This window comes from Nonomuraea sp. NPDC003804 (assembly GCF_040610675.1).
Classification (GTDB): domain Bacteria; phylum Actinomycetota; class Actinomycetes; order Streptosporangiales; family Streptosporangiaceae; genus Nonomuraea.
The window spans coordinates 1-16,871 of record NZ_JBEXMT010000040.1; the positions used below are offsets into that span (position 1 = coordinate 1).

General features: G+C 69.5%; 17 protein-coding genes. All 17 read left to right on the forward strand.

The window, feature by feature from the left end; all coding sequences use genetic code 11:
- On the forward strand, positions 1 to 438 hold a 438-nt coding region (locus tag ABZX22_RS38945), incomplete at its 5' end, for an ATP/GTP-binding protein (RefSeq protein WP_354920072.1).
- A gap of 55 nt (positions 439 to 493) precedes the next feature.
- A complete protein-coding gene (gene ffh / locus ABZX22_RS38950; RefSeq protein ID WP_354920075.1) occupies positions 494 to 2,047 on the forward strand; it encodes a signal recognition particle protein in 1,554 nt (517 codons plus the stop codon).
- Between the two features lie 276 nt (positions 2,048 to 2,323).
- The gene (rpsP, locus tag ABZX22_RS38955; RefSeq protein WP_354920078.1) at positions 2,324 to 2,773 is read left to right on the forward strand and encodes a 30S ribosomal protein S16; all 450 of its coding nucleotides are present in this window, start codon (positions 2,324 to 2,326) and stop codon (positions 2,771 to 2,773) included.
- Between the two features lies 1 nt (position 2,774).
- Positions 2,775 to 3,020, forward strand: coding sequence for an RNA-binding protein (locus tag ABZX22_RS38960; RefSeq protein ID WP_354920081.1), 246 nt, complete (start codon positions 2,775 to 2,777; stop codon positions 3,018 to 3,020).
- 65 nt (positions 3,021 to 3,085) lie between these two features.
- The gene (gene rimM, locus ABZX22_RS38965; RefSeq protein ID WP_354920084.1) at positions 3,086 to 3,589 is read left to right on the forward strand and encodes a ribosome maturation factor RimM; all 504 of its coding nucleotides are present in this window, start codon (positions 3,086 to 3,088) and stop codon (positions 3,587 to 3,589) included.
- Positions 3,586 to 4,359, forward strand: a complete 774-nt coding sequence (gene trmD / locus ABZX22_RS38970) for a tRNA (guanosine(37)-N1)-methyltransferase TrmD (protein WP_354920087.1) — start codon at positions 3,586 to 3,588, stop codon at positions 4,357 to 4,359. The genes rimM and trmD overlap by 4 nt, the downstream gene beginning before the upstream one ends.
- A gap of 126 nt (positions 4,360 to 4,485) precedes the next feature.
- Positions 4,486 to 4,851, forward strand: coding sequence for a 50S ribosomal protein L19 (gene rplS, locus ABZX22_RS38975; RefSeq protein WP_354920090.1), 366 nt, complete (start codon positions 4,486 to 4,488; stop codon positions 4,849 to 4,851).
- Positions 4,852 to 4,985: 134 nt separating this feature from the next.
- Positions 4,986 to 5,774: a signal peptidase I gene (gene lepB / locus ABZX22_RS38980; protein ID WP_354920093.1), complete on the forward strand. Its 789-nt coding sequence runs from the start codon at positions 4,986 to 4,988 to the stop codon at positions 5,772 to 5,774.
- A gap of 10 nt (positions 5,775 to 5,784) precedes the next feature.
- Positions 5,785 to 6,354 carry a signal peptidase I gene (gene lepB, locus ABZX22_RS38985; protein WP_354920096.1) on the forward strand — a complete coding sequence of 190 codons (570 nt, stop codon included), beginning with the start codon at positions 5,785 to 5,787 and terminating at the stop codon, positions 6,352 to 6,354.
- A gap of 30 nt (positions 6,355 to 6,384) precedes the next feature.
- Entirely contained in the window at positions 6,385 to 7,047 is a 663-nt protein-coding gene (locus ABZX22_RS38990; protein WP_354920099.1) for a ribonuclease HII, read from the forward strand.
- 18 nt (positions 7,048 to 7,065) lie between these two features.
- The gene (locus tag ABZX22_RS38995; protein WP_068895098.1) at positions 7,066 to 7,389 is read left to right on the forward strand and encodes a DUF2469 domain-containing protein; all 324 of its coding nucleotides are present in this window, start codon (positions 7,066 to 7,068) and stop codon (positions 7,387 to 7,389) included.
- Positions 7,390 to 8,457: 1,068 nt separating this feature from the next.
- Positions 8,458 to 8,811 (forward strand): YraN family protein, encoded by a 354-nt coding sequence (locus tag ABZX22_RS39000; protein WP_354920103.1) that lies wholly within the window; start codon positions 8,458 to 8,460, stop codon positions 8,809 to 8,811.
- The gene (locus tag ABZX22_RS39005) at positions 8,812 to 10,527 is read left to right on the forward strand and encodes an ATP-binding protein (protein WP_354920106.1); all 1,716 of its coding nucleotides are present in this window, start codon (positions 8,812 to 8,814) and stop codon (positions 10,525 to 10,527) included.
- Positions 10,528 to 11,919: 1,392 nt separating this feature from the next.
- Positions 11,920 to 13,050: a DNA-processing protein DprA gene (gene dprA / locus ABZX22_RS39010; protein WP_354920109.1), complete on the forward strand. Its 1,131-nt coding sequence runs from the start codon at positions 11,920 to 11,922 to the stop codon at positions 13,048 to 13,050.
- 315 nt (positions 13,051 to 13,365) lie between these two features.
- Positions 13,366 to 14,253 carry a tyrosine recombinase XerC gene (locus ABZX22_RS39015; protein ID WP_354920112.1) on the forward strand — a complete coding sequence of 296 codons (888 nt, stop codon included), beginning with the start codon at positions 13,366 to 13,368 and terminating at the stop codon, positions 14,251 to 14,253.
- 393 nt (positions 14,254 to 14,646) lie between these two features.
- On the forward strand, positions 14,647 to 15,870 hold the full coding sequence (gene istA, locus ABZX22_RS39020; protein WP_354920115.1) for an IS21 family transposase: 1,224 nt from the start codon (positions 14,647 to 14,649) through the stop codon (positions 15,868 to 15,870).
- Complete coding sequence (gene istB / locus ABZX22_RS39025) at positions 15,870 to 16,697, forward strand: IS21-like element helper ATPase IstB (RefSeq protein WP_354920118.1); 828 nt, start codon at positions 15,870 to 15,872, stop codon at positions 16,695 to 16,697. Before istA ends, istB begins: the two co-directional genes overlap by 1 nt.
- Positions 16,698 to 16,871 lie beyond the last annotated feature (174 nt).

A 16,871-nucleotide genomic window follows, 5' to 3' on the forward strand; every position in this document is an offset into this window, starting at 1 on the left:
CACATCGACGACGTGTCGCTCACCCCGAACAAGACCACCACCACGGTGGCCATGGACTTCGGCAGGGTGTCGCTGGACAGGGACCTGATCCTGTACCTGTTCGGCACGCCCGGTCAGCACCGGTTCTGGTTCATGTGGGACGACCTGGTGCGCGGCGCCATCGGCGCGGTCGTGCTGGTCGACACCCGCAGGCTCGCCGACAGCTTCCCCGCGATCGACTACTTCGAGGAGGCGAAGCTGCCGTTCGTCGTCGGCCTGAACGGCTGGGACGGCCAGCAGGTCCACGCCGAGGAGGAGGTGCGCGACGCCCTCACGCTGTCGCAGCACATCCCGATCGTCAGGCTGGACGCACGCGCCCGCGACTCGGTCAAGAGCACGCTGATCACCCTGGTGGAGCACGCGTTGACCATCCGCATGGCCGTCCCCGGTCTCCAATAGCGGTTAGGCTGAGTCGCAAGACCACGCATATTCGCTTCGAGGACTGGCCAACCACGTGTTCGAGACGCTTTCCGACCGGCTGACATCGGTCTTCTCCTCCCTCCGATCCAAGGGTCGGCTGTCCGACGCCGACATCGACGCCACGGCGCGCGAGATCCGCATCGCGCTGCTGGAGGCCGACGTCGCGCTGCCGGTGGTCAAGGCTTTCGTCGCCCATGTCAAGGAGCGGGCCCGCGGCGCCGAGGTCTCCCAGGCGCTCAACCCCGCCCAGCAGGTCGTCAAGATCGTCAATGACGAGCTGATCGCGATCCTGGGCGGGGAGACCCGCAGGCTCCGCTACGCCAAGACGCCGCCGACCGTCGTCATGCTGGCCGGTCTGCAGGGCGCCGGTAAGACGACGCTGGCCGGCAAGCTGGCCAAGTGGCTGCGCGACCAGGGGCACGCGCCCATGCTGGTCGCCGCCGACCTGCAGCGGCCCAACGCGGTCACCCAGCTGCAGGTCGTGGGCGAGCGGGCGCAGGTCGCCGTCTACGCGCCGCAGCCCGGCAACGGCGTGGGCGACCCCGTCGCCGTGGCCAGGGAGTCCATCGACTTCGCCAGGCAGCGCCAGCACGACATCGTCATCATCGACACCGCCGGCCGCCTGGGCATCGACCAGGAGCTGATGAAGCAGGCCGCCGACATCCGCGACGCGGTCTCGCCCGACGAGGTCCTGTTCGTCGTCGACGCCATGATCGGTCAGGACGCGGTCACCACCGCGCAGGCCTTCATGGAGGGCGTCGGCTTCGACGGTGTCGTGCTCACCAAGCTCGACGGCGACGCCAGAGGCGGCGCGGCCCTGTCGGTGCGCCACATCACCGGCAGACCCATCATGTTCGCCTCGACGGGTGAGAAGCTCGAGGACTTCGACGCCTTCCACCCCGACCGGATGGCCTCCCGCATCCTCGACATGGGTGACATCCTCACCCTGATCGAGCAGGCGCAGAAGACCTTCGACGAGGAGCAGGCCGCCAAGATGGCGGGCAAGCTCACCTCGGGCGAGAACTTCACCCTCGAGGACTTCCTCGAGCAGATGCAGATGGTCCAGAAGATGGGGCCCATCAAGAACCTGCTCGGCATGATGCCCGGCATGGGGCAGATGCGCGACCAGATCAACTCCATCGACGACCGCGACCTCGACCGCATCGCCGCCATCATCCGCTCGATGACGCCCGCCGAGCGGCAGGACCCGAAGATCATCAACGGGTCGCGCAGGGCGCGCATCGCGAACGGCTCCGGCGTGTCCGTGACCGCGGTCAACAACCTGGTCACCCGCTTCTTCGAGGCGCAGAAGATGATGAAGCGCATGGCGGGGGGCATGGGCATCCCCGGCATGCCGGGCGGCAGGGGCAAGGCGGCCAAGGCCGCGCAGAAGAAGGCCAAGAAGGGGCGGCGCATCAGCGGCGACCCGCGCAAGGCGGCGCTGGGCAAGGCCAACTCCGCCGAGGAGAAGCCCGCCGTGGGCGGCGCGCTCGGCAACCTCGGCGCGCTGGGGGGCCAGCTCCCCAAGGGCATGGAGCTGCCGCCGGGCTTCGACCCCTCCAAGCTGAAGCTGCCGGGCCAGCAGTGATCTTCGGCAAGCGGGCACGAGTGGTCGTCGCGGTCCTCGTGCTCGCCATCTCGGCCCTCACCGTGCTGCAGCAGCTGGGCGTCAGTTTCCGCTGAAGTCCGTGTCGGGTTCGGCCACTGCCGTGGATCTGGCAGAATGACATGTTGGAACACCGTGACCAGGTGGGTGCCCTCTCATCTCCCGCCGGTCACGCCTGTCCCTCGGGCCGACACTCCGCCGTGCCCCACTCGGCGAGGCGAGGCTCACCCACGCTCTAATGCAGGAGAGACCACACCAGTGGCAGTCAAGATCAAGCTCAAGCGGCTCGGCATGATCCGCAACCCGCAGTACCGCATCGTCGTCGCCGACAGCCGCACCAAGCGTGACGGCCGGGCGATCGAGGAGATCGGCCTGTACCACCCGAAGGAGAACCCTTCGCTCATCACGATCGACGCCGAGCGCGCCGCTTACTGGCTGGGTGTCGGCGCGCAGCCGACCGAGCCGGTTCTCAAGCTGCTCAAGCTCACGGGCGACTGGCAGAAGTTCAAGGGCGAGCCCGCCCCTGAGCCGCTGAAGGTCGCCGAGCCGAAGGCCGACCGCCACGCCGTCTACGAGGCCGCGGCCAAGGAGGCGCTGTCCGGTGGCGACACCGGCACCTCCGCCACCACGCCGAAGAAGGCCAAGAAGAAGGAAGAGGCCGCGGAGCCCGCTGCTGAGGCGTCCGCTGAGACTCCGGCCGAGGCCTGACATGCTTGAGGAGGCCCTGGAGCACCTCGTGAAGGGCATCGTCGAGAATCCCGACGACGTCCGGGTCCGTGCCCGCCGCATTCGCAGCGGGCGCGTTCTCGAGGTCCGGGTCCACCCCGAGGACCTCGGCAAGGTCATCGGTCGCGGCGGCCGCACGGCCAAGGCGTTGCGCACCGTGATCAACGCCCTGGCTGACGGCAAGTACGTGCGGGTCGATCTGCTCGACCTGCACGAGACCGTCCGCTGACCGAGGAGTGTCGCGCCCCCACCGGCCTGGCCGGTGGGGGCCGTTTTTCGTGGAAGGTAGAACACGTGCAGCTAGTCGTCGGCAGGATCGGCCGCCCCCACGGGGTGCGCGGCGAGGTGACCGTCGAGGTCCGCACCGACGATCCTGACCTGCGCTTCGCCCCGGGATCGTCCCTGGCCACCGAGCCCGCCGCGCGCGGGCCGCTGTCGGTCACCGGTCACCGCTGGCACAAGGGCATCCTGCTGGTGCGTTTCGAGGGCGTCTCCTCCCGCGAGGCGGCCGAAGACCTGCGCGACACCATGCTGGTCATCGACTCGGCAGACGTGCCGCCCTCCGACGACCCCGACGAGTTCCACGACCACCAGCTGATCGGGCTGTCCGTCGTCACCGTCGCAGGCGAGCCGGTCGGCGAGGTCACCGACGTCCTCCACCACGGCCAGGACCTCCTCGTCGTCCGGCGCGCGGGCGCCGACGAGGTCCTCGTCCCGTTCGTCAAGGCGCTCGTGCCCGAGGTCGACCCGGCCGGGGGCAGGATCGTCATCGATCCGCCGGAGGGCCTGCTGTCATGAGGCTCGACATCGTCTCGATCTTCCCCGAGTACTTCTCCCCGCTCGACGTCTCCCTCATCGGCAAGGCGCGTGAGCGCGGCACTCTCGACGTGCGGCTGCACCAGCTGCGCGACTGGACCCACGACGTCCACAAGACCGTCGACGACACCCCCTACGGCGGCGGCCCCGGCATGGTCATGAAGCCGGAGGTCTGGGGCGAGGCGATCGACTCGATCATCGGCGACGGCGCGCCCCGCATGGTGGTGCCCACCCCGAGCGGCCGCCCCTTCACCCAGGAACTGGCCCAGGAACTGGCCCACGAGCCGTGGCTGCTGTTCTGCTGCGGCCGCTACGAGGGCATCGACTCCCGCGTCATGGCCGAGTACGGCACGCGCCTGCGCGTCGACGAGGTCAGCATCGGCGACTACGTCCTGGCGGGCGGCGAGGTGGCCGTCCTGGTCATGGTCGAGGCGATCGGCAGGCTGCTGCCCGGCGTGCTCGGCAACGCCCACTCCGCGGTCGACGACTCCTTCGCCCCCGGCGCGATGCGCAACCTGCTGGAGGGGCCCGTCTACACCAAGCCGCCGGTCTGGCGCGGACGCCAGGTGCCCGACGTGCTGCTGTCCGGACACCACGGCAAGGTGGCCAGATGGCGCAGGGACGAGGCGCTGCGCCGTACGATGAGGAACCGGCCCGACCTGGTCGAGGCGCTCGACGCCGCCGACTTCGACAAGCACGACCGTGAGCTGCTGCTCTCGTTTCGCGCCGAGCCGGAAGATGTGGCAGACTGAATCGCTGGTGTGCCCGCCGTCGGCCACCTGATTCATCCAACCAGCAGGCGTGTCCCCCTCGTCGCAGCGCCATGGCGCTGCCGGGTGGACCTCCGCATGCTCGCGAAACGTTGAGGAAACGCTCTCATGCACACGAAGATCCAGGAGCTCGAGAAGGCCACCCTGCGCAGCGACGTCCCGGCCTTCCGCCCCGGTGACACGCTCGAGGTGCACGTCCGAGTGGTTGAAGGCAACCGCTCCCGCGTCCAGGTCTTCAAGGGCTTCGTGCTCCGCCGCCAGGGCAGTGGCGCCCGCGAGACCTTCACGGTCCGCAAGATCAGCTACAGCGTCGGCGTCGAGCGCACCTTCCCGGTCCACAGCCCGGTCATCGAGAAGATCACCCTCGTCACCCGCGGTGACGTCCGTCGCGCCAAGCTCTACTACATGCGCGACCTGCGCGGCAAGGCCGCCCGCATCCGCGAGAAGCGTGACAGCGTGCCCGCCGGCAAGTGAGTCCTCGCCCCACGGCCCCGTGACCAGCAGGTCACGGGGCCGTGGCGCTTTGCGCGGGCATTTCCTTCAGGTGAGGCGACCCAGGGGCGCGTGTGCCCTCCGTGGGGTATGGCCTTCATCTAGGCTCATCAGCGATGAAAAGCGAGAGCCGGAACACGGCGGACGCGTCCGCCAGGAAAAAAGGGTCGTTCTGGAAAGAACTCCCGGTGCTCGTGGTCATGGCGTTGGCGCTGGCTCTGATCGTCAAGACCTTCGTGCTCCAGGCGTTCTACATCCCGTCGGAGTCGATGGAGAACACCCTGCTGACCAACGACAGGGTCCTGGTCAACAAGGTCGTGTACCACACGCGCGACGTCGAGCGCGGCGACGTCGTCGTCTTCTCCGGCACCGGCTCGTGGGACCCGGCCGCCCCCGCCCCGCCGCCCGCCCATCCCGTCGCCGCCGCCCTCCAGTGGCTGGGCACCGCCGTCGGCGTCGTGCCGGGCACCAAGGACTACATCAAGAGAGTCATCGGGGTGGGCGGCGACACCGTCGCGTGCTGCGACGTCAAGGGGCGCGTCACGGTCAACGGCGTCGCGCTGGACGAATCCACTTACCTCTATCCTGGCAACGTGCCCTCCCAGAACTTCTTCACGGCCAAGGTGCCCGAAGGACGGCTCTGGGTGATGGGCGACCACCGGCAGGTCTCGCTCGACTCCCGCGAGCACACCTCCGGCCCCGGTGGCGGCTCGATCCCTGTCGACCAGGTCATCGGCCGGGCCTTCGTCATCATCTGGCCCCTGTCCAGGGCCACGACCCTGTCCATCCCCGAAACGTTCGCGCAGCCCGTCGGCGCTCTGGAGGGGGCCGCACCGGCCCTGGCCGGACTCGCGGGCTCCCTGCCGCTGTTCTGGCTGCGCCGACGCTGGCTTGCGAGGCGGTAGCCGTACCCCCATGGCAGTTGAAGAGAGCAACAAGCGCAAAGGCGGGCTCAGGGAGACGCTCTTCCTGATCGCGCTGGGCGTCGGCGTGGCGCTGCTGCTGCAGGCGTTCGTCGTGCGGTCGTTCTACATCCCCTCCGAATCGATGGAGAACACGCTCAGGATCGGTGACCGGGTGAGCGTCAACAAGCTCCACGGCGCCAGCGAGCGCGGCGACATCGTGGTCTTCGAGGGCTGGAACGGCGAAGACACCATCAAGCGGGTCATCGCGGTCGGCGGCGACAAGGTCGCGTGCTGTGACGCCAAGAAGCGCATCACGGTCAACGGGATTCCGCTCGACGAGAACTACCTGTTCCCCGACGACTTCCCCTCGGGGGAGAAGTTCTCCTACACCGTGCCCCAGGGCAAGCTCTGGCTCATGGGCGACCACCGCTCCGCCTCCGTCGACTCCAGGACCCACGTGCGCGAAGCCGGTGACTGGATCTCCGAGGACCAGGTGATCGGCCGGGCATGGGCCATCTACTGGCCGCTCTCGCACGCCACGATCCTCAGCCGGCCCGAGATCTTCGACAAGGTGCGGTGAGTCGCGGATGAGGCGTACGCTGCGTGTGTCATGTTTCGACCACGTCCTAGCGTTGTCCGGCGCGATTCCGGGCTCTACGCCTACGAGCGGGCGCTGGCGCGCAGGGGGTTGACCCCGATCGCCGGAGTCGACGAGGCGGGCAGGGGAGCCTGTGCGGGGCCCCTGGTGGTGGCGGCCGTCATCCTCCGGCGGGAGATCCCCGGGCTGGCCGACTCCAAGCTGCTGACGCCCGAGACGCGGTCGGCACTCTACGACAAGGTCATGGCCTCGGCCGAGGTCGCCGTCATCGTGATCCCCCCGGCCGAGATCGACGCGCGCGGACTGCACAAGTGCAACGTCGCGGGAATGCGGCGGGCGGTGGCGCGGTTGCCGATGGTTCCCGGATACATCCTCACCGACGGCTTCCCGGTGCCCGGGCTGCCCGCGCCGTCGCTGGCCGTGTGGAAGGGGGACCAGGTAGCGGCCTGCGTCGCCGCCGCGTCCATCGTGGCGAAGGTGACGCGGGACAGGATCATGACGGAGCTGTCCTCGGACTTTCCCGAGTACGGCTTCGCGGAGCACAAGGGGTATGTGACTCCGGCCCATCGGCGGGCGTTGCGCGCGCACGGGCCGTGCTCCCACCACCGCTTCTCCTTCGTGACGGTGTCACGGACTTTCGTGGGGGAGAATGGAGTGGGGGCAGGAGTTGCCTGATCAGGCTGGAGGACCGGGATGAGCGCAGAGGATCTCGAGAAATACGAAACCGAGATGGAGCTGCAGCTTTACCGCGAATACCGTGATGTGGTCGGGCTGTTCACGTATGTCGTCGAGACCGAGCGGCGGTTCTATCTGACGAATTCGGTGGATCTCGACGTGCGGACGGCGGAGAACGGGGACGTGTTCTTCGACGTGAAGATGCAGGATGCTTGGGTTTGGGATATGTACCGGCCTGCACGGTTTGTTAAGAATGTACGGGTGGTGACGTTCAAGGATGTGAACGTCGAGGAACTCGCCAAGTCGGACCTGGAGATGCCCAAGGAGGGCTTCTCGGGCTAGGCGGCCGACGACCCCTGGCTGCCGCACATCGGGGGAGGTTCGAGAGGCGGTGTCGCCTTCCCCGGGCGGCCGAGATGGAGCCGCTTCCCGCGGGCGGCGGCTCTCAGAGGTGTCGCTCCTGGTGGTGGCGGGTGTCTGAGAGATGGCGCGGGTCCTCGGGGGAGGCCAGGGTCTGGAGGCGGTGTCGTCTTTCCCGGGCGGGCGAGATGGGGTCGCTTTCCGTGGGCGGCGGGTTTCTGAGGTGTCGCTCTTGGTGGGTGGCGGGTGTCTGAGAGATGGCGCCCGATCCTCGCGCGCGGCCAGGGTCCGGCCCTCTCGGGTAAACGGCTGTGGCGCTCTACGGGTGGATGCGGGCCCAGGATGGTGGCCTCTTCCCGACGTTCGCGGCCCTCGAGACCCCCGTGAATACCGGAACATCTCCTGCCATCTGTCGATCGATCCAGCGGCCTCTCGCCTGCGAAGCGTCAGGACCCGGTCTGTGCTCCAGCGTGCCGGAAGCGCTGTACCCCCTCTCCGGCTGGCGGATGACACATGCCCGGCGGGCACCTCACCCGGCACCGGCCACCGTTCGCTCGCCACGATGGAGCCCTTGCCCACCCGCCCGCACCGCTGACCCGGACCGGCCGGTCACCTGCCGACGCCCGAGGAACGGGCCGCTCGCAGGCCCCGACCGACCGGTCGCCTGCTGGCTTCGACCCCTGAGCCCCTGGCCCGGGGCCCTCCAGGCCACCCGCTGGTCCCGCCGGCCAACGTGCCCGTCATCTGCCCGTGCTTGGGGACTTCCAGCAGTCCGCCCGCCCCCATGGACTGTCCGCCCGCGCCTCTCTGCCAGTCCCGCCCTGCGCAGGGGCCGCTCTGCTAGTCCCCAACCCGCGCAGGGGCCGCTCGACCAGACCGTCACCGCCCTCATCCCTTCACTCCGCCCCGGCTCCAGAACTCCCGGACACCCCCCGACAAGCCTCCGTTATCCACACCCCGGTCACCGCCCCGCCGCCCCATCCACAGAACCCCGTTCGCCTCCTTCCACCCCACCCACCCTCCGGAAGAGTCACCCCCGGAGGTGATCCCATGTCATCCAAAGACGAGCTGGGCAAACAAGGCGAGCAGATCGCCGTCGACTACCTGCGCGCCAAGGGCCTGCAGATCCTCGACCGAAACTGGCGCTGCCGCCACGGCGAGATCGACGTCCTCGCGGTAGACGGCACGAACCTCGTGGTCATCGAAGTCAAAACCAGGTCGGGCCGCACCCACGGCACCGCGCTGGAGGCTGTCCGCCCCGCCAAGCTGGCCCGCCTGCGCATGCTCGCCGCCACGTGGCTGGCCGCCCAGTCCCGCGGCTTCGACTCCGTCCGCGTCGACGTCATCGCCCTGGAACGGATCGGCGGCGACTTCGCGCTGCGCCATGTACAGGGGGCGATCTAGATGGCGGTCGCGCGCACCCGTAGCGTCACCCTCATCGGCGTCGCCGGCCGCAGCGTCGAGGTCGAGGCCGACGTCGGCAGCGGCCTGGCCGGCATCCACCTCATCGGCCTGCCCGACACCGCGCTGAGCGAGGCCCGCGACCGGGTGCGCTCAGCGATGGTCAACAGCCACTACCCCTGGCCGGACGCCCGCATCACCGTCAGCCTCTTCCCTGCCAGCCTCCCCAAGCGTGGAAGCCAGTTCGACCTGGCCATCGCCATCGCGATCCTGGGCGCGGCGGGCGCCGTACCGGCCGACCGGATCGCGGAGCCGTTCTTCCTCGGCGAACTGGGGCTCGACGGACGGCTGCGCGCCATTCGAGGCGTGCTCCCCTCGGTGCTCGGCGCGGTGCGCAGCGGCGGCGCCACCGTGGTCGTCCCCGCCGCGAACGCCGCCGAAGCCGCCCTCGTCCCCGACGCCACCGTGGTGCCCATCACCGACCTGCGCCAGCTCGTGGAATGGTTGCGCCGAGGCGACGCGCCACCCCGCTACATCCCGCCCCCCGACCCCACACCTGCAACAGACGCGTCTTCCGTACGGCATGCACACGAGCAGCACCGCCTCCGCCCCACATCGTCAGGCGTGTCCCGTCCATCCGGCGGCTCCGCACACACGCTCGCCGATCACTCGCCGGACGCCACCTCAGACGACGGCACGCCGTCCTCGTCCGGATACGCCGTGGGCGCCGCCTCAAGCGGTCCGCTCACCGGCCCGGACCCCGGTGTCGACCTGTCCGACGTGGTCGGGCAGCCGTTGGGCCGCCGCGCCCTCGAAGTGGCCGCCGCCGGAGGCCACAACCTCTGGATGCTCGGCCCGCCCGGCACGGGCAAGACGCTCCTGGCCGAACGCCTGCCCACGCTCCTGCCCGACCTCGAGATCGACCACGCCCTGGAGGTCACCGCCATCCACTCGATCGCCGGAGTCCTGCCGCCCGACAGCCCGATGATCAGCCGCCCGCCGTTCGTGAACCCTCACCACACGGCGAGCATCGCCTCGGTCGTCGGCGGCGGCAGCAGCGTGGTCCGCCCTGGCGCCGTCTCCCTCGCCCACCGCGGCACCCTCTTCCTCGACGAGGCGCCGGAATTCCCGAGACACGTCCTGGATTCGTTGCGCCAGCCGTTGGAAGCGGGGAAGGTGACCGTGTCACGATCGGTGGGCACCGTCACCTTCCCGGCGAAGTTCACGCTGGTCCTGGCGGCCAACCCGTGCCCGTGCGCCCAACCAGCCGGCTCGGGCGAGTCCTGCCGCTGTTCGCCCGCCGTACGGCGCCGCTACCTTGCCAGGCTGTCCGGACCGCTCCTCGACCGCATCGACATGAAGATCACAGTGGCCCGCTCCAGCCGGCGTGAGCTCATGGCCGACCGCCAGTTCGTCGAGACCAGCAAGGTCGTCGCCGAACGCGTCAGGCTCGCCCGCGAACGTGCCGCCGAACGCCTGGCCGACACCCCCTGGCGAACGAACGCCGAGATCCCCTCAGCGGCTCTCCACTCCGACTTCCGTCCGTCCGACCATGCCATGCGCCCGATGACGGCCTGCCTCGACTCGGGCTCACTCAGCGCCCGCGGGCTCGACCGTGTCGTACGGGTGGCTTGGACGATCACGGACCTCGCCGGCAAAAACCGTCCTGGAGCCGACGAGACGGCTGCCGCCCTGGCCATGTGGCTCGGCGTCGGCTGACACCTTCCGCCGCCGTCCTGAAGTCGCCCCGCGCCAGCTGCGGTTAGCGGGCACCACCGCCACTGCAGCAACACCGCCACTGCAGCAACACCGCCACCTCGTCACACGGGCCCGCTGAGCCCACCCCACGCCATCCGGAGCGTCATCCTGCCGGTAGCAGCGACGCTCTCCGGCACTTCCACCCACACCACCAGGGAGTACGCCGACATGAGCAGCCCCACCCTCTCGACCCCGGACGGCGAGGACCCCTCGCGGACCCGTCGCGACGAAGAGGCGCCAAGCAGGCCACTCTCGACCGATCCGGTGTGGCGTGAGCCGCCCGAGCCCTCACCACCACCGAACCCCACCCCGACCGCATCAGCGCCACATGCCCACACACCCACAGTCCCCGCGCCATCCACATCACCGTCATGTGCCCACACACCGACAGCCCCCACGCCATCTGAGGAGCCGTGGCCAGATCTCACGCGGCCATCCGGGGCAAGGTGGCCGGACCTTGCGCGGCCATCCGAGGGAACGTGGCCGGACCTTGCGCGGCCATCCGAGGGAACGTGGCCAGATCTCACGCTGCCATCCGAGGGAACGCAGCCCGACCATACGCAGCCATCCGTGGGGACGTGGTCAGATTCCACACGGCCATCCGGAGGACCGCGGCCGAATCTCACGCGGCCATCCGGCGGAACATCACCAGAGCTCACGCCCCTTGGCCCGCCTGCTCGCACCCCTGGAGGTTCGACGCTCCCACCCTCGACCGAGCGCACACTGTCAGACGCCGCGCTGCCGAACGATTCGTCGTGTCCCACACCGGCATCCCATCCTGCGGGGACGGACACGCTTCCCGCGACTCCGCCGTCGTCTGGCGGCCTGGACGCCACGCCCCCATCCCCACCCAACGCCGGCCAGCACGCCGTCCCGGTAACACCCGAATCCCAGTCCGCCAGGACTTCCCCCACTACGGACGACCAGCCCCCGCAACCGATGACCGCTTCCGTTACTGCGAGTCACGCGGAACTCGTGGCACGCCCACAGGAAACATCGTGCTCCCAGGGACTGCCCTGTTGCGGGGAAGCACCGTGCTCGGGGGAAGCGCCGAGCTCGGGGGAAGTGTTGCGCTCCGAGGAAGGGCCACGCGAAGGCGAAGTGTCGTACTCCGAGGAAGGGCCACGCTGGAAAGAAGCGCCGTGCCACGAGGAAGCGCCTGGTTTCAAGGAAGCGGACGCGACGCCTGCCGTACTCGTGACACCCCCACTCGGCGACCAGACACCGGACGGCATGTCAGAAGGCAGCCCACTGCCGGCCGCCGCCGGGCCAGCCTCACCCCATACATGCGCGCATCCGCAGCCCCCGATCGCGCACGCTGACCGCCAAGAGACCCTGGCCAGGGCGGCACTCATGCGCGCAGCGGACGTCGGCGATCCCGTCATGGGCCGTCTCGTCCGCTCGCAGGGGCCCGGCGCAGCCGTTGAGGCCATCCGCAAAGGTGCCCTGCCCGAGGACTTCGTCGCCGGCGAAAGGCTCCACGACCACGGGCCGACCCGTGTCGCCGAACTCCACCGGCGCTTCCAGGCCTGGCATGCTCGCCTGGAGATCGCTGATCCAGCCGCGGACCTCGAAACAGGGCATCGCACCGGCGCGCGACTCGTCATCCCAGGCTCGACCGAGTGGCCCACCCAGCTCGACGCGCTCGGGCACAGCCGCCCACTCGGCCTGTGGGTGCACGGCTCGGCCGACCTGCGCTTCTCTTGCCTGCGTTCGGTGGCCATGGTCGGGGCGCGGGCCGCCACCGCGTACGGCGTACACGTCGCGGCAGAGTTCGGTGTCGCGCTCAGCGAGGCGGGATGGACCGTCGTCTCAGGCGGCGCGTACGGCATCGACGGGGCCGCGCACCGCGGAGCCCTGGTCGGCGACGCTCCGACCATCGCTGTTCTCGCCTGCGGCACCGACATCTGCTACCCGAGCGGCCACCACGAGCTGTTCGCGGCGATACGCGAAAAGGGCGCCGTGGTGAGCGAGTGCCCTCCCGGCGTGCATCCCACAAGAGCGCGCTTCCTCATCCGCAACCGGTTGATCGCCGCTCTGTCCCGGGGAACGCTCGTCGTCGAGGCCGCCATCCGCAGCGGCGCGCTCAACACGGCGGGACACGCGGTCTCTCTCGGCAGATATCTGGCCGCGCTGCCAGGCCCGATCACCTCCGAGATGTCGATCGGCTGCCACAAGCTGATCCGCGACCGCAACGCCGTCTGCGTCACCACGCCCGAAGAGCTGATCGAGCTGGTCGGTCTGATCGGCGACGACATCGCGGTGCCGGTCCGCGGGCCCGTGCTGCCCCGCGACGCGCTGAACGAGCCCACCCGGCGCGTCCTCGACGCCGTCCCGAGCCGTGGGGGCGCGGGGCCCGCCTCGATCGCGGTCTCGGGCGGAGTCGATCTGACCACGGCGTTGAGCTGCCTGGGCGGCCTCGCCGCAGCCGGCTACGTGGAACGTGTCCCCAAGGGCTGGAGACTGCGCAGAGGCCAACCGTGATGACGGCTGCGGCGGTGACGGACGCGGCGCTTGGAGCTGCAGGCCGCCGGTGACGGTCGTTGGGGTTGCCTTCGCTGGTGTGACGGAGCTCGGTGGCGGCCGTGCCGACGGAGAAGTGCGCTCAGGGCGCGCGGACACCGTCGCCAGTGATGAACGGCCCTCGCAAGGCAAGTCACCGGTGATGAGCGGCCCTCGCAAGGCAAGCGGAGGGCCAGCCGGGTATGTCCGCGGTGAAGGGGGATCATGGATGGCAGGCGAGGGCACAAGAAACACGGGCTGAGGCATTCCAGGCCAGCCTGGTGAGGGAGCGGCGGTATGACAGACGGCGACGAGGTACTGGCCGAGTTCGAGAGGCATCTGCGCTTCGAACGGGATCTTTCGCCGCACACCGTTCGTGCCTACCTGTCCGACATAGCCTCCTTGCTCGCGCACCTGGACCTCGGGATGGCCGGGCTCGATACGGCGGCGCTGCGCGAGTGGCTGGCCGAGCAGCACGCCGCAGGTCTGTCGCGGGCGACTCTGGCGCGGCGTACGGCATGCGTGCGCACGTTCACGGCCTTCGCGCATAGGCGCGGATGGTTGCCTGACGATCCCGGCCTGCTCCTGGGCAGTGCGAAGGCGGCGAGGTCGCTGCCCGCCGTACTCGATCAAGAGCAGGCGCAGGCCGTCCTGGACGTGCCGCCGCAGTCGAGCGAGCCCAAAGACCTACGGGACCAGGCGGTCTTGGAGCTCCTGTACGCGACTGGTGTCAGGGTGAGCGAGCTGTGCGCGCTGGACGTTGACGACATCGACAGGGACCGGAACGCGATCCGCGTTCTCGGCAAGGGACGAAAGGAACGGACCGTGCCGTTCGGGCTGCCCGCGCTGCGAGCGGTGGACCGGTGGTGCGTGCACGGGCGTCCGCTCTGGATCAGGGAGGGAACCGGCCCGGCGCTGTTCCTCGGGGTGCGCGGTGGACGGCTGGACGCGGGCACCGTACGGCGGATCGTCCACGCCCGGCTGGGAGGCGTCGACGGGGTGCCGGACATGGGACCGCACGGCTTGCGGCACACGGCAGCCACGCACCTGCTGGAGGGTGGGGCAGATCTGCGGAGCGTGCAGGAGCTGCTGGGTCACGCCTCGTTGAACACGACGCAGATCTACACGCACGTGTCGATCGAGCGGCTTCGGGCGGCTTACCGGCAGGCTCATCCGCGCGCGTGAAACCGGTGTTTGGTCAGGTGGATCAGGCCAGTCCGTTGGTGAGCTCGTCTGTGCGTGGCTGACGGTAGGTAGCCGGGGATGGGTGGTTGGCGGGGACTCGGCTGTGCGAGGACTGGTGGCTGGCGACGGTGGACTGGTGGCTGGCGACGGTTGGTCAGTGAGGCGTCCCCGGCTGGTGAACGGGCGCTAGGCCATGTGATTTCGGGTCGTTACTTGGTGGGCTCCGGTGGGCGCGTCTGTGGGTGTCGGCGGTGGGCGGCTGAGGTGGGGTGGCGGGCAGGATCGGCTGCGCGCGAGGATCGGTCGTTGGAGACGTCTGATGTCGACGACGCGTGAATACTGACCCCCAGGCGACGGCCGAAGTCTGACCCCCCTTGCAGTTCACTCTGGAGGGTGATCAAGGTGGAGGACTGGGCGGAGATCCGCCGGTTGCACCGGGCCGAGGGCATGCCGATCAAAGCGATCGCACGGCATCTGGGCATCGCCAGGAACACGGTGCGGCGGGCGTTGGCGGCCGAGGAGCCGCCGAAGTATCAACGGCCGGGTAAGAAGTCGATCGTGGACGCGGTAGAACCGCAGATCCGCCAGCTGCTTCGGCAGTGGCCGGACATGCCGGCCACGGTGATCGCCGAGCGGATCGGTTGGCAGCGGTCGATGACCGTGCTGAAGGACCGCATCCGGCAGATCCGGCCGGAATACCGACCCGTCGATCCAGCCTCGCGGACCAGCTACCAGCCGGGCGAGCTGGCCCAATGCGATCTATGGTTCCCCCCGGCGCGTATCCCGGTCGGCCCCGACCGGGGGATGAGCCTGCCGGTGCTGGTCCTGGTCTGCGGCTACTCGCGCTGGCTACTGGCCCGGATGCTGCCTTCCCGCGCGGCGGGGGATCTGTTCGCCGGGATGTGGGCGCTGCTGTCCCTGCTCGGCGCCACCCCGAAGACGCTGGTGTGGGACAACGAGGGCGCCATCGGGGCATGGAAGGGCGGCCGCCCGCAGCTCACCCAAGACGCCGAGGCCTTCCGCGGCACCCTCGGCGCCCGCATCCTGCAGTGCCGGCCGGCCGATCCAGAAGCCAAAGGGTTGGTTGAGCGGGCCAACGGCTATCTGGAGACTTCATTCCTGCCGGGCCGCGCCTTCACCGGCCCGCACGACTTCAACGCCCAGCTCGAGGGTTGGCTGCAGCGGGCCAACCACCGCCATCATCGACGCCTGGACTGCCGACCGGCTGACCGGATCGGCGCGGATCGGGCGGCGATGGTCGCGTTGCCGCCAGTGCCGCCGACCGTGGGCTGGCGCAGCGCGACCCGGCTGGCGCGCGATCACTACGTGCGCGTCGCCTCCAACGACTACTCCGTTCACCCGTCCGCGATCGGCCGCCTGGTCGAGGTCGTCGCCGACCTGGAACACGTCACGGTGACTTGCGCGGGGCAGGTGGTGGCCCGGCACGAGCGTTGCTGGGACGTGCACCAGACACTCACCGACCCCGTCCATGCCAGGGCCGCGGCGGCGCTGCGCGCGGCCCGGCTGCAGGCCGTGGCCACGCCAATGGACACCGAGGTGGAACAACGCCAGCTCAGCGACTACGACGCTCTGCTCGGCATCGAGACGGTGGCGTGATGCCTGCACGAACCACCAGAGCCGCCACCGCGTCGACGGCTGCCCCGGGTGGCCGCAACGTGGCCGCCGAGCTGGCCTACCTGACCCGGGTGCTGAAGGCACCGTCGCTGGCAGCCGCCGTCGAACGGCTGGCCGAACGGGCCCGCACCGAGTCCTGGACGCATGAGGAGTTCCTGGCTGCCTGCCTGCAACGCGAGGTGGCCGCCCGCGACTCCCACGGCGGCGAGGCTCGCATCCGCGCCGCCCGCTTCCCTGCCCGCAAAGCCCTCGAAGACTTCGACTACGACCACCAGCGCTCGCTCAAACGCGAGGCCATCGCTCATCTGAGCACGCTGGACTTCGTCACCGCCCGGGAGAACGTGGTCTTCCTCGGCCCGCCCGGCACCGGCAAGACGCATCTGTCGATCGCGTTGGGGATCCGGGCCTGCCAGGCCGGGCATCGGGTCGCCTTCGCCACCGCGGCCGAGTGGGTGGCCCGCTTGGCCGACGCGCACGCCGCCGGCAAACTGCAAGACGAGCTGGTCAAGCTGGCCCGCATCCCGGTCCTGATCGTGGACGAGGTGGGCTACATCCCGTTCGAGCCCGAGGCCGCCAACCTGTTCTTCCAGCTGGTCTCCAGCCGCTACGAACGCGCCAGCTTGATCGTCACCAGCAACAAGCCCTTCGGCCGCTGGGGCGAGGTATTCGGCGACGACGTGGTCGCCGCCGCCATGATCGACCGCCTCGTCCACCACGCCGAAGTGATCTCACTGAAGGGAGACAGCTACCGGCTGAAGAACCGCGACCTGGGCCGGGTTCCACCGGCCCGATCCGAGCACGAGCAATAGCTAACGACAACATCAGGGGGTCAAGATTCAACCGTCGTCAGGGGGTCAGAATTCGGCCGTCGTTGACATCTGATTGGTGGGCTCTGTCGTACCTGTGAAGCGGGTGATGGAGGGTCCTTTGCCGGCGGCCTCACATGTGCGTGACTGGCGGTGGGTGGCGCGGGCGCGGATGGT

Excerpts from the sequence above, each read along its gene's own strand:
- ABZX22_RS38960 (WP_354920081.1), top strand. The coding sequence starts at position 2,775 with ATGCTTGAGGAGGCCCTGGAGCACCTCGTGAAGGGCATCGTCGAGAAT.
- trmD (WP_354920087.1), top strand. The coding sequence starts at position 3,586 with ATGAGGCTCGACATCGTCTCGATCTTCCCCGAGTACTTCTCCCCGCTC.
- rplS (WP_354920090.1), top strand. The coding sequence starts at position 4,486 with ATGCACACGAAGATCCAGGAGCTCGAGAAGGCCACCCTGCGCAGCGAC.
- lepB (WP_354920093.1), top strand. The coding sequence starts at position 4,986 with ATGAAAAGCGAGAGCCGGAACACGGCGGACGCGTCCGCCAGGAAAAAA.
- lepB (WP_354920096.1), top strand. The coding sequence starts at position 5,785 with ATGGCAGTTGAAGAGAGCAACAAGCGCAAAGGCGGGCTCAGGGAGACG.
- ABZX22_RS38990 (WP_354920099.1), top strand. The coding sequence starts at position 6,385 with ATGTTTCGACCACGTCCTAGCGTTGTCCGGCGCGATTCCGGGCTCTAC.
- ABZX22_RS38995 (WP_068895098.1), top strand. The coding sequence starts at position 7,066 with ATGAGCGCAGAGGATCTCGAGAAATACGAAACCGAGATGGAGCTGCAG.
- ABZX22_RS39000 (WP_354920103.1), top strand. The coding sequence starts at position 8,458 with ATGTCATCCAAAGACGAGCTGGGCAAACAAGGCGAGCAGATCGCCGTC.
- ABZX22_RS39005 (WP_354920106.1), top strand. The coding sequence starts at position 8,812 with ATGGCGGTCGCGCGCACCCGTAGCGTCACCCTCATCGGCGTCGCCGGC.
- dprA (WP_354920109.1), top strand. The coding sequence starts at position 11,920 with ATGCGCGCAGCGGACGTCGGCGATCCCGTCATGGGCCGTCTCGTCCGC.
- ABZX22_RS39015 (WP_354920112.1), top strand. The coding sequence starts at position 13,366 with ATGACAGACGGCGACGAGGTACTGGCCGAGTTCGAGAGGCATCTGCGC.
- istB (WP_354920118.1), top strand. The coding sequence starts at position 15,870 with ATGCCTGCACGAACCACCAGAGCCGCCACCGCGTCGACGGCTGCCCCG.